This is a genomic window from Actinophytocola sp. (genome assembly GCF_035762905.1).
Lineage (GTDB): Bacteria > Actinomycetota > Actinomycetes > Mycobacteriales > Pseudonocardiaceae > DASYTH01.
Map to the genome: position 1 here is coordinate 146572 of NZ_DASUCC010000061.1, position 14415 is coordinate 160986.

General features: G+C 71.3%; 11 protein-coding genes. 6 read left to right on the plus strand and 5 right to left on the minus strand.

Translation table 11 applies throughout. The features are described from left to right. Nucleotides 1–11: 11 nt before the first annotated feature. Together VFV67_RS11605 and VFV67_RS11610 are read right to left on the minus strand one after the other, a co-directional pair. Nucleotides 12–374, minus strand: a complete 363-nt coding sequence (locus tag VFV67_RS11605) for a DUF1304 domain-containing protein (protein ID WP_326469508.1) — start codon at nt 372–374, stop codon at nt 12–14. A 16-nt stretch (nt 375–390) separates the two neighbouring features. After that, nucleotides 391–567, minus strand: coding sequence for a hypothetical protein (locus VFV67_RS11610; protein ID WP_326469510.1), 177 nt, complete (start codon nt 565–567; stop codon nt 391–393). A 146-nt stretch (nt 568–713) separates the two neighbouring features. On the opposite strand from VFV67_RS11610, the gene VFV67_RS11615 reads away from it, so the two are divergent. Together VFV67_RS11615 and VFV67_RS11620 are read left to right on the plus strand one after the other, a co-directional pair. Beyond that, complete coding sequence (locus tag VFV67_RS11615) at nt 714–2765, plus strand: DNA topoisomerase IV subunit B (protein WP_326469511.1); 2052 nt, start codon at nt 714–716, stop codon at nt 2763–2765. 16 nt (nt 2766–2781) lie between these two features. Further along, nucleotides 2782–5265, plus strand: coding sequence for a DNA topoisomerase (ATP-hydrolyzing) (locus tag VFV67_RS11620; protein WP_326469513.1), 2484 nt, complete (start codon nt 2782–2784; stop codon nt 5263–5265). A 24-nt stretch (nt 5266–5289) separates the two neighbouring features. On the opposite strand, the gene VFV67_RS11625 is transcribed toward VFV67_RS11620, so the two are convergent. After that, nucleotides 5290–6639 carry a DEAD/DEAH box helicase gene (locus VFV67_RS11625; protein ID WP_326469514.1) on the minus strand — a complete coding sequence of 450 codons (1350 nt, stop codon included), beginning with the start codon at nt 6637–6639 and terminating at the stop codon, nt 5290–5292. Nucleotides 6640–6803: 164 nt separating this feature from the next. Next, entirely contained in the window at nt 6804–8339 is a 1536-nt protein-coding gene (locus tag VFV67_RS11630) for an amidohydrolase family protein (protein WP_326469517.1), read from the minus strand. A gap of 118 nt (nt 8340–8457) precedes the next feature. Here VFV67_RS11630 and VFV67_RS11635 point away from each other — a divergent pair, with 118 nt between their 5' ends. The 4 genes from VFV67_RS11635 (at nt 8458) to VFV67_RS11650 (ending at nt 13956) form a co-directional block, all read left to right on the plus strand. Beyond that, entirely contained in the window at nt 8458–8952 is a 495-nt protein-coding gene (locus VFV67_RS11635; protein ID WP_326469519.1) for a SigE family RNA polymerase sigma factor, read from the plus strand. Then, a complete protein-coding gene (locus tag VFV67_RS11640) occupies nt 8949–9965 on the plus strand; it encodes a hypothetical protein (protein WP_326469520.1) in 1017 nt (338 codons plus the stop codon). The genes VFV67_RS11635 and VFV67_RS11640 overlap by 4 nt, the downstream gene beginning before the upstream one ends. A gap of 68 nt (nt 9966–10033) precedes the next feature. After that, nucleotides 10034–11626: an alkaline phosphatase D family protein gene (locus VFV67_RS11645; protein ID WP_326469522.1), complete on the plus strand. Its 1593-nt coding sequence runs from the start codon at nt 10034–10036 to the stop codon at nt 11624–11626. A gap of 23 nt (nt 11627–11649) precedes the next feature. Then, entirely contained in the window at nt 11650–13956 is a 2307-nt protein-coding gene (locus VFV67_RS11650; RefSeq protein ID WP_326469523.1) for a GH92 family glycosyl hydrolase, read from the plus strand. Between the two features lie 49 nt (nt 13957–14005). Here VFV67_RS11650 and VFV67_RS11655 read toward each other — a convergent pair whose 3' ends face one another. After that, nucleotides 14006–14410, minus strand: a complete 405-nt coding sequence (locus tag VFV67_RS11655) for an arsenate reductase ArsC (protein ID WP_326469525.1) — start codon at nt 14408–14410, stop codon at nt 14006–14008. Between the last annotated feature and the right edge of the window lie 5 nt (nt 14411–14415).

Below are 14415 nucleotides of genomic sequence, written 5' to 3' on the forward strand. Positions count from 1 at the left end.
GACCGGCTGAGTCACTGCGACATGAACACCGCGATCAGCGCGAGGGTGGCGGGGACCGCCTGGACGTACAGGATGCGCCGGCTGACCGTGGCCGTGCCGAACACCCCGGCGACGATGACGCAGAGCAGGAAGAACACCGAGACCTGGTAGCCGATCGAGCCCCCGGCGATCAGGCCCCAGACCAGGCCGGCCACCAGGAACCCGTTGTACAGGCCCTGGTTGGCCGCCAGCGCGGCGGATCGCTCGGCGAACTCGGCGTCCGTGCCGAAGATCGCCCGGCCCCGAGGGGTCTTCCACAGGAACATCTCCAGCACGAGGAAGTACACGTGCAACAGGGCAACCAGCCCGATCAGGACGTTCGCGACGATGTTCACCGGCGCAGCCTACCGATCACGCGGCCACCGACCGCAGGTCGGGCCATGGGGGACTTGTCCCGTCCGGCCGAGAAGAAAGTTCGCGGTGGACCCGGCCCGGGTTCAGCCACAGGCCCAGCACCGCGCTACCGAGGGTGACCAGATGCACCGCGACCGCCACCACGGCCGCGGCCAGTTCGCCGTGCCGCGACACGGCCGGCGATCCGGTCCGCGAACCGGACCCGGAACCGGGTCGGCAACGACGATCCTTCACCCACCGTGACCAAGCGGCGGACTATCTCACAGCCGTTCCGGCGCGTGTGACCGGGAACCGGCCGGGTCGGCGGATACGCTCGGGTGGTGAGCGCGGAGGCCCTGTACGGGGCGGATGACCTGACCCATCTCGAGGGTCTCGAAGCGGTGCGGAAACGGCCCGGCATGTACATCGGGTCCACCGACAGCCGCGGTATCAACCATCTGTTCACCGAGATCGTCGACAACGCGACCGACGAGGGGATCGGCGGCCACGCCAGCCGGGTCGTGGTGACGCTGCACGCGGACGGCAGCGTCCAGGTGGACGACGACGGCCGGGGCATCCCGACCGGGGTGCACGCCAGGTCCGGCCTGTCCGGGGTCGAGTTGGTGCTGACCCGGCTGCACGCCGGCGGCAAGTTCGGCGGCTCGGGGTACAAGACCTCCGGCGGCCTGCACGGGGTCGGCGCGTCGGCGGTGAACGCGCTGTCGCACCGGTTCGACGTGACCGTGCGGCGGGACGGCAAGGTGCACAAGATGTCGTTCGCCCGCGGCACACCCGGCGTGTTCGATGGACCTGGCCCGTCCGCAGGCTTCACCGAACGGTCCGGGCTGCAGGTGGCCGGCCGGATGAAACGCGGCGAGCGGACCGGCACGTCGATCCGCTACTGGTACGACTCCCGCTACTTCGAGGCCGGCGCGGCGCTGGACGTCGCGGCGGTGCGGGCGAAGCTGCGCAACACCGCGTTCCTCGTCCCCGGGGTCAGCTACGTGCTGCGCCAGGCCACCGAGGGCATGGTCGGCGAGGAGACCTTCCATTTCCCCGGCGGCCTGTCCGACATGGTCGACTTCCTCACCCCGGCCGGCGACCGGCCGGTGTGCGGCACCCTGCTGATCACCGGCGAGGGCAGCTACCAGGAGAACGCCGCCGACCAGAACGGAGTCATGCGGTCCAAAGTGGAGCGCCGGGCCGAGATCGAGGTGGCGCTGCGCTGGGGGACCGGCTACGAGCAGACGATCGAGTGCTTCACCAACACGATCCGCAACCTGCACGGCGGCACGCACCGCAAGGGCTTCGACCGGGCGGTGACGCGGGCCGTGCAGGACGCCGTGTCCCGCTCCCGGGGCCTGCTCAAGCCGAAGGAGGATCCGCCGGCGCTCGACGACGTTCTCGAGGGCATGACCGCGGTCGTCCACGTGCGGATCCCGGAGCCCCAGTTCACCTCGCAGACCAAGGACGAGCTGTCCACCGCCGGGATCACCAAGGTCATCCAGGGCGTCGTGGAGCGCGAGGTCAAGGCCTGGACCGAGGGCCGAAAGACCAAGGGCGAAGCCAAGATCGTGCTGCAGAAGGTGGTCGACGCGGCCCGGGTCCGGCTGACCCAGAAGCAGCAGAAGGACGCCGCCCGCCGCAAGTCGGCGCTGGAGGGCGCCGCGATGCCGCCCAAGCTGGTCGACTGCCGCACCACCGGGGTGGCCCGAAGCGAGCTGTTCCTTGTGGAGGGCGACAGCGCGCTCGGCTCGGCGCGGATGGCCCGGGTGTCCGAGTACCAGGCGCTGCTTCCGTTGCGCGGCAAGATCCTGAACGTGCAGAAGGCGAGCCTGGCCGACACGTTGCGCAACGTCGAGATCGCGTCGATCGTGCAGGTGCTCGGCGCCGGCACCGGACGCACCTTCGACCTGGCCGCGATGCGCTACGGCCGGGTGATCCTGATGGCGGACGCGGACGTCGACGGGTCACACATCCGCACCCTGCTCATCACGCTGTTCGCCAGGTACATGCGACCGGTCATCGAGGACGGCCGGCTCTACGCCGCGATGCCGCCGCTGCACAAGGTGATGACAAGGGGACGCAACCCGGAGACCCGATTCACGTTCACCCAGCAGGAGATGGAGAGCACGGTCGCCGCGTTGATCAAGGCCGGCAAGCAGGTCGTCACGCCGGTGCCGCGGTTCAAGGGCCTCGGCGAGATGAACGCCGACGAGCTGTGGGAGACCACGATGAACCCGGCCACGCGATCTGTCCGAAGGATCACCCTGGAGGATGCCCGGGCGGCGGACGAGACGCTGGAGCTGTTGATGGGGGAGAAGGTGGAGCCCCGGCGCGCCTGGCTGGTGGAGTCGGCGGCGCGGGTGGACCAGGAAGCAATCGACGTCTGAGCAAGAGAGAACCACAATGGCACGCCGTAAGGGCCCAACCACGCGGATCGACCCCGGCGCGTTCGACCGCGCGGGCGCGACCGTGATCGACAAGTCGCTGCAGCACGAGATCGAGGACTCCTACCTCGAGTACGCCTACTCCGTCATCCATGCCCGCGCGCTGCCGGATGCCCGGGACGGTCTGAAACCCGTGCACCGCAGGATCCTGTACTCGATGCACGAGCAGGGCTACCGCCCGAACGGCCCGCACGTGAAGTGCTCGCGGATCGTCGGCGACACCATGGGCAAGTACCACCCGCACAGCGATGCCGCGATCTACGACGCCATGGTCCGGCTGGCGCAGGACTTCTCGATGAACGCGCCGCTGATCGACGGGCACGGCAACTTCGGGTCCCCGGACGACGGTCCGGCCGCATCCCGGTACACCGAGGCGAGAATGTCGCGGGCTGCCATGCTGCTGGTCGGCGAGTTGGGCGAGGACACCGTCGACTTCCGGCCCAACTACGACGGTTCGCTGCAGGAGCCGACCGTGCTGCCGGCGGCGTTTCCCAACCTGCTGGTGAACGGCACGTCCGGGATCGCGGTCGGGATGGCGACCAACATGATCCCGCACAACCTCGGCGAAGTGATCAACGCGGCCAGCTGGCTGATCGACCACCCGGACGCCACGCTGGACAAGCTGATGGAGTTCGTGCCCGGTCCCGACCTGCCGACCGGCGGGATCCTGCTCGGCCTCGACGAGGTGCGCAAGGCCTACGAGACCGGCCGGGGCGTGGTCCGGATGCGCGCGCGGGTGCAGACCGGTCCGCTGGAGGGCAGCCGCGGCCGGCAGGCCATCACGCTGACCGAGCTGCCCTACGGCGTGGGGCCGGAGAAGATCATCGAGAAGATCACCGACGAGGTGACGAAGTCCAAGCGCCTCACCGGGATCGCCGACGTCAAGGACCTCACCGACCGGGAGAACGGCACCCGGGTGGTGATCGAGTGCAAGGTGGGCGTGAACCCGCAGGCACTGCTGGCCGACTTGTACCGGCTGACCCCGATGGAACAGTCCTTCGGGATCAACAACCTGGTGCTGGTCGACGGGCAGCCGCGCACGCTCGGGCTCAAGGCGCTGCTCGAGGTGTTTCTCGCGCACCGCTTCGAGGTGGTCACCCGCCGGACCCGGTACCGGCGGCGCAAGCGGGAGGAACGGCTGCACCTGGTCGAGGGCCTGCTGCTGGCCCTGGTCGACATCGACGCCGTGATCCGGCTGATCCGGGGCAGCGAGAACGCACAGGCGGCCAAGGAGGGCCTGATGCGGGAGTTCGGCCTGTCCGAGCTCCAGGCGAACTACATCCTGGACACCCCGCTGCGCCGGCTGACCAAGTACGACGTGCTCGAGCTGGAGACCGAGCGGGACCGGCTGACCGACGAGATCGCCGAGCTGACCAGGATTCTCGACGACGACGCGGTGCTGCGCCGGGTGGTGGCGGCCGAACTGGCCGAGGTCGCCAAGGACCTGGCCACCGAGCGGCAGACGGCGCTGGTCGACGGCGACCTCAAGGAGGTGCTGGCCGCGTCGGTGCCGGCCGGGCCGCTCGAGGTGGCCGACGACCCGTGCCAGGTGATCCTGTCCGCGACCGGTGTGGTCGCCAGGACCGCGGCCGAGTCGGAGGAGGTCTCCGAGGGGCGCAGGCGCAGCGGCCGGGTCAGGCACGACGCCGTCGCCGCGGTGGTGCACACGACGGCCCGCGGCCAGGTTCTGCTGATCACCAGCCACGGGCGGGCGGTCAAGACCGACGTGCTGCCGCTGCCCGTGCTGCCCGAGCAACCGGGGACGGTGTCGCTGTCCGGCGGGATGGCCGCGAGCGAGCTGGTGTCGCTGCGGTCCGGGGAGAAGGTGATCGGCATCGCGCCGCTCGGCGGGGCCGATGCGTCGCCGGGCCTCGCGCTCGGCACCCGGGCCGGCGTCGTGAAGGTGTGCGCGCCCGAATGGCCGGTCCGGTCCGACGAGTTCGAGGTGATCGGGCTCAAGGAAGGTGACGAGGTGGTCGGAGCGACCTGGCTCACCGACGGGACCGAGGACCTCACGTTCGTGGCGTCCGACGCGTCACTGCTGCGCTACGCCACCGCCCTGGTCCGGCCGCAGGGCCTCAAGGGCGGCGGGATGGCCGGCATCAACCTCGGTTCGGGCGCCACGGTGGTGTACTTCGGCGCGGTCCGGACCGACGACGACGAGCACGGCCAGCCGATGGTGGTGACCTCGACCGGGCGCACCGTCAAGGTGACGCCGTTCGATCAGTACCCGGCCAAGGGCCGGGCCACCGGCGGCGTGCGCGCGCACCGGTTCCTCAAAGGGGAGAGCCGGCTCGTGCTGGCCTGGGTCGGCCCGCGGCCGGTCGGCGCGTCGGACACCGGCGTCGCGGTCGAGCTGCCCGCCGCCGACCCGCGCCGGGACGGCTCCGGTTCCGCCCATCCCGGCCCGGACGTGATCGGCCACCTGATCGAGCGCGGGTGAGGGGGCTTATCCCGGGCGGGGGTACTAGCTGGCGCGGCGCCGTCCGGCTCCCGAGCCGGACGAGAAGGCCGCCGCGCCCGCCGTCGGCTTGCTGCCGGTGCTCTTCGGAGCTCCGGACCGGTTCCGGGCCGGCTTCGCCGGCCCGCGCCGGGGCCGCCGGGCCGGTGCGGCGGCGACGGCCGGCTTGGCGCCGGGGGCGACGAAGGTGCGCTCGCCGGGAGCCAGTTCGGCGAGCAGCGGGTGGCCCGGACGCAGCCGGGTGGTGGTCGGTTTGATGCCGGCCTTGCGGGTGAGGGCCTGCACGTCGGCCAGCTGCGCGTCGGTGGTCAGGGTGATCACGGTGCCGGACGCTCCGGCCCTGGCGGTGCGGCCGGACCGGTGCAGGTAGGCCTTGTGCTCACCCGGCGGGTCGGCGTGGATGACCAGTGCGATGTCGTCGATGTGGATGCCGCGGGCGGCGATGTCGGTGGCCACCAGGGTGGCCGCGCTGCCGTCGGCGAACGCGCGCAGGTTGCGGGTGCGCGCCTGCTGGGACAGGTCGCCGTGCAGCTCGACGGCCGGCACCCCCTGCTCGATGAGCTGGCGGGTCAGCCGCTGCGCGCCGCGCCGGGTCCGGGTGAACACCAGGGTGCGCCCCGGGGCCGCGGCCAGGTCGACCAGGACCTCGAGCCGGGCCGCCGGCTGCACCCGCAGCACGTGGTGGGCCATCTCGGCGACCGGGGTGGCCACCGGGTCCAGGCTGTGCGTGACCGGGTTGTGCAGGAACCGCCTGGCCAGCACGTCGACCTCGGCGTCGAGGGTGGCCGAGAACAGCAGCCGCTGGCCGTCGCGCGGGGTCTGGTTCAGCAGCCGGGTGACCACCGGCAGGAAGCCGAGGTCGGCCATGTGGTCGGCCTCGTCCAGCACGGTGATCTCCACCGCGTCGAGCCGGGCGTGGCCGGCGGAGAGGTGATCGCCCAGCCGTCCCGGGCAGGCGATCACGATGTCCACCCCGGCCCGCAGCGCGGCGATCTGCGGGTTCGGGCGCACCCCGCCGAAGACGGTCAGCGTCCGCAGCCCCAGCGCCTTGGCCAGCGGCGCGACCGATGCGTCGATCTGCTGGGCCAGCTCGCGGGTGGGCGCGAGGATCAGCGCCCGCGGCCGGCCGGGCTCACGGACCGTGGGGGCGGCGGCGAGCCGGGCCAGCACGGGCAGCGCGAACGCGTAGGTCTTGCCCGATCCGGTCCGGCCGCGCCCGAGCACGTCCCGACCGGCCAGCGCGTCCGGCAGCGTGGCCGCCTGGATGGGGAACGGCGCGGTGATGCCCCGGGCGGCCAGTGCTTTGACCAGCCGGAGCGGCAACCCGAACAGGGCGAACGTCGGGTCAGCCGGCATGCAACAACTCCAAAAGTCGAGGGGTGTTCTGCCCGGCGCGAACCCGATGTGGCCGCGGCGCGTGACGTGGGCAACAAAAACGGCCCGAGGCAGAACAGAACGGGCCACCGGCCACAGTGTACCCCGAGTATCCGCCCGGCGGCCTCGGGGTGGTATTGGCGCAGCTAGCGCGGCACGGCGCAGCAGGGCCGCGCCGGCCGTTGCCCGCCGGCCGGCGGTGGGGTGCGCAACGCCTCCGCTTCGATCTCGGCGAGGATGCGGTCCCGCTCCGCGCCGGTGATCAGGCGGCCGTTGGCGACGACCGCGTGGATCCGTTGCGTGTTCCGGATGTCGGCCAGCGGGTCGGCGTCCAGGACCAGTAGGTCGGCGAACTTCCCCGGGGAGACCGTGCCGCTGACGTGCAACCGGTCCACGGTGCGGGCGGCCTCCCGGGTCGCGGCCAGGATGGCCTGCATGGGCGAGAGCCCGGCGCGCACGAGCAGCGCCAGCTCGTCGTGCAGGCTCCACCCGGCGAACTGGTACGGGGCAAGGTAGTTGACGTCGGTGCCCGGAATGAACCGCACCCCGTCCCGGTTCGCCTCGGCGACCAACCGCAGCGTCGCGTCGAAGAACTCCCGGCCCGCCTCCAGCTCACCCGGTGGCAACTCCGCCTCGGTGGGCACGCTGTCGTCCCAGATCTGCCGCACCCACGGTGGCACGTACCGCAGCCGCGGGTCGGGGAGGAACTCCTCCTCCGGGAAGCAGAACACGCGCGTCACGCTCAGTGTGGGGCACAGCGCGGTGCGGTTGCGGGCCAGCGTGGCGAACACCTCGGCCGCGCGCCGCGGGTCGTAGGACTTGATCGCCTCCCGCTCCAGCCCGCGCACGGTGAAGAAGAAGGCGAGCGGATTCGCCGGGTCCACGGGCGTGTTCTCGATGGTGCGGCGGATCTCGTCGCGGGCACTCGACACGTCGACGTAGAGCGCGTACAGGTGCTCCTGGCTGCGCATCCCGAGTTCGCTGCCCAGCGTCACCGGAAGCCGGTCCGGCACGTGTCCCGCGATCGGCACGCCCAACCGCCTGGCCTCCTCGGCGGCGGCGACGAAGGTGTCCCGGCGCAGGAACGAGTACAGCTTCGCGAAGTCGGCGTCGTCCCGCTTCGCCTGCCGCACCGCGGCGCGGGCCTGCGCGACGGTGCGCACCTGAATCGGGTTGTTGCCCGCGAAGCCGGCCAGCATCGAGTCCGGCCCGTCGATGATGTTGCTGGCCAGCACCATGCGCGGCCCGAGCAGCGCACCCGATTCGATCTGTTCCCGCACCGCGCGGACGTGCGGCGTCCCCCACATCTCCCGGACGCTGGTCACCCCGTTGACGATGAACGACGGCGCCAGAATCCGTTCGAGGTCGATGGTGTGGCTGTGCATCTCCCACAGCCCGGGCAGAACGTACTTCCCGCGCAGGTCCACCACGCGAACCCCGTCGGGCGGCGCGATTCCGTGCCGTCCGACGGCCGCGATTCGGTTTCCCGCAACCACGATCGTGGTTCCCGGGCGCGGAAGCGCTCCGGTTCCGTCGATCAGCGTGGCATTGGTGAAAACCAGAACATTGGATCGTTCGGCCATTGCGGTCGCCGGCCACACTCCACCGGCGCCGACCGCGGCGATTGCCAGACCACTGCGCGACAACCAGGACAGAAAACCACGGCGATTCGCCTCAGACATCGGTACCACCCCCAGGATCGCGACCACGATAGCGAACGGTGCGAACCGGGTCCACGGTTCGGCACCACGGATCGGCGCCGGAATGCGTTGTTATGGCGGATTGCCCGCTGGAGGTGCGATGACGTTCGAGGAGTTCGTGCGTGCCCGGCTGCCGGTGCTGCTGCGGTTCGCCACGGTGCTCACCGGGGACCGGGGTCTTGCCGAGGACGTGGTGCAGGAGGTGCTGGTCCGCGCGCACGGCAGATGGCGGCGGGTGGGCGAGATGGCCGCACCCGATCTGTACGTCCGCCGGATGATCGTCAACGAGTTCATCTCCTGGCGCCGCCGCTGGGGCCGCGTGGTGCCGGTCGAGACGGTCACCCCGGCCCGGCCCGACACCCCGGACCACGCCTGGGTGCACGCCGAACGCGAGGAGCTCGCGGCCCGGTTGGCCCGGTTGCCGCGGCGCCAGCAGGCCGTCCTGGTGCTGCGCTACTACGAGCAGTTGGCCGACGCCGAGATCGCCGAGCTGCTCGGTTGCCGGCCGGTGACCGTGCGCGGGTATGCCGCGCGCGCCCTGGCCACGTTGCGGGTGGATCAGCAAACCGATGTCCTGACGAGGGAGCAGCCATGAGATTCACCGAATCGGACCTGCGGGACCTGCTGGTCGCCCGCGAGCAGCAGGCGGGTGAGCCGGAGCGGGTGTTCGCCCGGGTGCGGGCGCGGGTGGGGCACCGCGGGCGGCGCACCGCGACGACGATCGTCGCGGCCGCGGCGGTGACCGTGGCGGCGACCGCCGTCTCGGTCGGCTACGCCACCTGGCCCCGCGAACCCGCCGGCCGGCCGACGCAGGCGCTGACGGCCGAGCCCCCGCTCACCGCCCGGCCCGCTCTCGGATACACCTTGTCCGACAACACGATCGGGGGCCTGCACGTGTTGACCCTCGAGGCGGACGCGACGCACCAGTTCGCCTCCCTGTCGCTCTCACCAGGCCCGAACGCCGCCGACGTGTTCCTCTGGCTGTTCGAGCCGGGCGCGTACCAGCCGAAGACCGGCCAGCCCGTCGAGGTCGGCGGTCGGCCCGGTTACTACGGCATCGAGCCCTACCCGGCCGGAGACAAGGTGGGCGTGCCCGGCGAGCCGTCGCTGACCTGGCAGTACACCGACGGCGGGTGGGCGGTGCTGCAGGCGAGGTTCGACGAGGCCACCGCTCGGGACCGGCTGCTGGAGATCGCCTCCCGGGTCACGCTCGAGCAACCCCGACACGCCCGGCTGCCGTTCCGGTTCGGCGAGCTTCCCGCCCAGCTGCAACCCAGCGGCGTCGTGCTGGCCAGGCACGACCCGGCGGCCGGCCTGTTCCTCGGCAAGGACGGCAAGCGGGTCATGCACGTTCTCGCCAGCGACGGCCCGCCGCTCGACATCTCCGTCTCGAAGTGGCGGCCCAACACCACCATCGGCGGTCACCCCGCCATGGTCTGGGACGGGCTGATCACCGTGGACCTCGGCGCTTTCCACCTTCAGATCTCCGCGCCCGAGAACCCGGCCGGCTACCCGGCCGGGGAGCTGACCAGGATCGCGTCCGGAATGACCTTCGCCGACTGGGCCGACCCCGGTTCTTGGTTCGACGCCGCCGACGCGGTCCGGTGACTTCCTTCCCCCTGACGCGGTATATACGGTGCTCGGGTGACGATCGCCGTATCTGCCGGGGAACACTGATGGCCGGACTCGTGCTCGGCCCGCTGTTACGGCACGTCGACCAGACCTCGGCGACCGTGTGGGTGGAGACCGACGGCCCGTGCGCGGTGGACGTCCTGGACGGTACGGCGCGGACGTTCGAGGTGTCCGGTCACCACTTCGCGCTGGTGATCCTCACCGGACTGCGACCGGGCACCAGCACACCCTACGAGGTGCGGCTGGACGGCGAACCGGTCTGGCCGCCACCGCGATCCCCGTTGCCGTACAGCCGCATTCGCACCCCGCCCAGCGAGGACGACGCGCTGCTGCTGGTGTTCGGCTCCTGCCGCAAGCCGCTCGAGGTGGACGCCCTCGGCCCGGATGCGCTGTCCGCCTACGCCCGCCGGATGGCCGGCCGCGACGAATCGGAATGGCCCCGGGCCCTGCTGCTGCTCGGTGACCAGGTCTACGCGGACGAGACCAGCGACGCCACCCAGGAATGGCTGGCGCAGCGGCGCGACATCAGCCAGCCGCCCGGCACCGAGGTGACCGACTTCGCCGAGTACGCCCACCTGTACCACGAGGCGTGGAGCGAGCCGACCATGCGCTGGCTGCTGTCCACGGTGCCAACGTCGATGATCTTCGATGACCACGACGTGCGGGACGACTGGAACACCTCGCACGCCTGGCAGCGCAAGATGCGCCGGCAACCCTGGTGGACCGAACGGCTGCGCGCCGCGATCGCGTCCTACTGGGTGTACCAGCACATCGGCAACCTCGGGCCGGCCGACCTCGCCGCCGACCCCACCTTTCAGAAGGTCGTCCGGTCCGGCCGGGACAACCAGGACCTGTTGGTCGCGTTCGCCGACGAGGCCGACAACGAGGTGGACGGCACCAAGGGCGCCCGGTGGAGCTACCGGCGCGACTTCGGGCGGACCCGGCTGCTGGTCATCGACACCCGCGCCGGGCGGATCCTGGCCGGCGGCACCCGGTCGATGGTGGACGAGGACGAGTTCGCCTGGATCGAGGACAACGCCGACGGGGACATCGACCACCTGCTCGTCGGGTCGTCGCTGCCCTGGCTGCTGCCGCACACCATTTCCGACCTGCAGTCGATCAACGAGCGGGCCTGCCGCCGCCCCGGCTGGCGCGGCCGGTTCGCCGAGTGGCTGCGGCAGACCCTCGACCTCGAGCACTGGGCGGCGTTTCGCGCCTCGTTCGACCGGCTGACCCGGCTCATCGCCCGGGTCGGCCGGCAGCCGGACCCGCCTGCGACCATCGCCGTGCTCTCCGGCGACGTGCACCACGCCTACGTCACCCGCGCCACCTTCGCCGAACCGGTCGGCGCGGCGGTCTATCAGATCACCTGCTCACCCATCCACAACACGGTGCCAGGGCCGATGCGGCTGGCGTTCCGCGCCGGATGGTGGGCGCCGCTGGCGGCGGTGTCGCTGCGGTGGGCCCGGCGGGCCGGTGTACCGGCGGCGGCGGTGGACTGGTCCCGGATCTCCGGCCCGCACTTCGGCAACGCCGTCACCACCATCAGTCTGTCCGGCCGGACCGCCGTCACCACGATCGAACGGGCCACCGGCGACGGGCTCGTCCCGTTGGCCGAGGTGACGCTTGCCGGGTGACCGGCTCCAGTACGATCTCGGGAATGTCGCCTGAGGACCCGGTGGACTCGGTCAACACGTTCATTGGCACCAGGGACGACGGCAACACGTTTCCCGGTGCGTCGATGCCGTTCGGGATGGCGCATTCCAGCCCGATCGGCGCGCACTACTCCGGTTGGCGCTACGACGAGCCGCTGATCCGCGGCTTCGGTCATTTCTTCCTGTCCGGGGCGGGATGTCCCGAGCAGGGCGGGCTGGTCTCGATCCTGCCGACCACCGGGCCGGTCCGGTCGTTCGACCAGGAGCGGTATGCCACGCCGTTCACGCACGACGGTGAGGTGGGCAAGCCCGGCTACTTCCGGATCCGGCTCACCGGATACGGCGGGATCACCGTCGAGTGCACGGCGACCGTGCGGGCCGGCGTGGAGCGGTTCACCTTCGACGGACCCGGCCAGCGCAACGTGCTCGTCAACGTCGGCCAGGCGAACGACCAGGAACCGGTTTTCGCCAGCGACATCCGGGTGCACGACGACCGGACCATCTCCGGTTCCGTTGTCGCGCAGGCATTCTGCGGCGGCCGACCGTACCGGACCTACTTCGTCACCACGTTCGACCGGCCGTTCGACGGCTTCGGCACCTGGGGGCCGACCGTGGCCGCGTCCGGTCAGCGGGTGTCGGCCGGCGGGATCGGGTCGCGCGGGGCGTGGGTCACCTTCGCCGACACCGACCAGGTCACCGTCTACACCGCGATATCCCATGTGGACTATGCCGGAGCCGACCGCAACCTGGACGCGGAGGTGCGGTCCGGCGGGACGCTGCTGAGCTTCGACGAGCTGCGCGACCGGGCCGGCGCGGCGTGGCGCGCCGAACTGTCCTGTGTGGACATCACCGGCGGGTCCGAGGACGACCGGGCGGTTTTCTACACCGCGCTGTACCACGCGCTGCTGCAACCGTTGACCGGAAACGACGTGGACGGCCGGTACCTCGGGTTCGACGACCGGGTGCACCGGGCGGACGGCTGGACCTACCATGAGTTCTGGTCGTTGTGGGACACCTACCGGTCGCACAACCAGCTGCTGGCCGTGCTGCGTCCGAACCGGTCCGTCGACCTCGCCCGGTCCGTGCTTGCCGTGCACGAGCAGGGCGGCTGGCTGCCCCGGTGGGCCTACGCCAACCAGGAGACCAACACGATGACCGGTGACCCGGTTACCCCGTTCCTGGTCGACCTGTGGCGGTTCGGCGCGCTGGCCGGGCGCGAGGAAGCGGCGTATGCGGCGCTGTGGCAGAACGTGACCGAGGTGCCGCCGGCGGACTCGCAGTTCCAGGGCCGGGCCGGGAATCCCAACTACCTGGCCAAGGGGTTCGTCCAGCACAACCCGTTCTGGAAGCTGCTGAGCGGCGCCAAGGGCCACGACGCCGACCCGCGGCACGGCGGTTCGGCCACCCTGGAGTACGCGCTCGCCGACGGTGCACTGTCGATCATGGCCGACGCCCTCGGCCGCACCGAGGACGCGGCCGCGCTGCGCCGGCGTAGCCGCAACTACCGACTGCTGTGGGATTCCGGCGTCACTGATCGCGGGTTCACCGGCTTCCCGCGCCCCAAACGCCGCAGCGGCCGGTGGTACTCGGCTCTGTTCCGCCGTTACGGCCCGCAGCAGTCCAGCGGGTTCCACGAGGGCACCGCGTGGCAGTATCAGTGGCTGGCCCAGCAGGATGTCCCCGGCCTGGTCGCGCTCCTCGGCGGCAAGGACGAGGCCCTGCGGCGGCTCGACGAGTTCTTCGCCTACCCCCAGCTCGTCGCCGATCCGGCCCGGGCCGTGCGCGAACAATGGGTCGTCGGCCCGTACTCCTACTATCGGCAGTACACCTACAACCCCAACAACGAGCCGGATCTGCACGCCCCCTGGATGTATACGCTGATCGGCCAGCCGTGGAAGACCTCCGCCGTGGTGCGCGCGGCGCAGACGCTGTTCGTCAACGCTCCCAACGGGGTTACCGGCAACGACGACCTCGGCACCATGTCCGCCTGGTACCTGTTCAGCGCCCTGGGCATCTATCCGGCCGTGCCGGGCACCGGCCAGTTCCTGCTGCACGCCCCCCGGTTCCCCGAGGCCGTCATCCATCTGGAGAACGGCCGCGACATCGTGCTCCGCGCGCCCGGAGCGGATCCGTCGAAACTGCAGTACGTCAAGGGGTTGACCGTCGGCGACGAGCGGTGGGACCGGGCCTGGATCGACCACACCCCGCTCGCCGGCGGCACCACGCTGACCTTCGACCTCACCGACGACCCGACCGAGGCGACCTGGGCCACCGGCCCGTCCGGCGCGCCGCCATCCCCTTGCGCCGAATAGACGATGAGGACTGGTCTTCGGAGCTGTTCAGGTCCCCCGTCGAGCGCGGTCAGCCGTCGATGAGCTCGGCGAGCAGCGCCCGGACCCGGCGGTCGATGTCGTCGCGGATCGGCCGCACCTGCTCCACCGGCAGCCCGGCCGGATCGTCCAACTGCCAGTCGAGGTAACGCTTGCCGGGGAACACCGGGCAGGCGTCTCCGCAGCCCATGGTGATCACCACGTCCGCCGCCGCAACGTCCGCGGCGGACAGCCGGGCGGGGATCGCGGCGGTGATGTCCAGGCCCCACTCGGCCAGCGCCGCGGCGGCGGCCGGGTTCACGGCCTCGGCCGGCTGGGATCCGGCCGACCGAACCGTCACCCGGCCCAGTCCGTGATGGTGCAGCAGCGCGGCGGCCAGCTGCGATCGCCCGGCATTGTGCACGCACACGAACAGCACCACCGGAACCGCGGACATCGGTG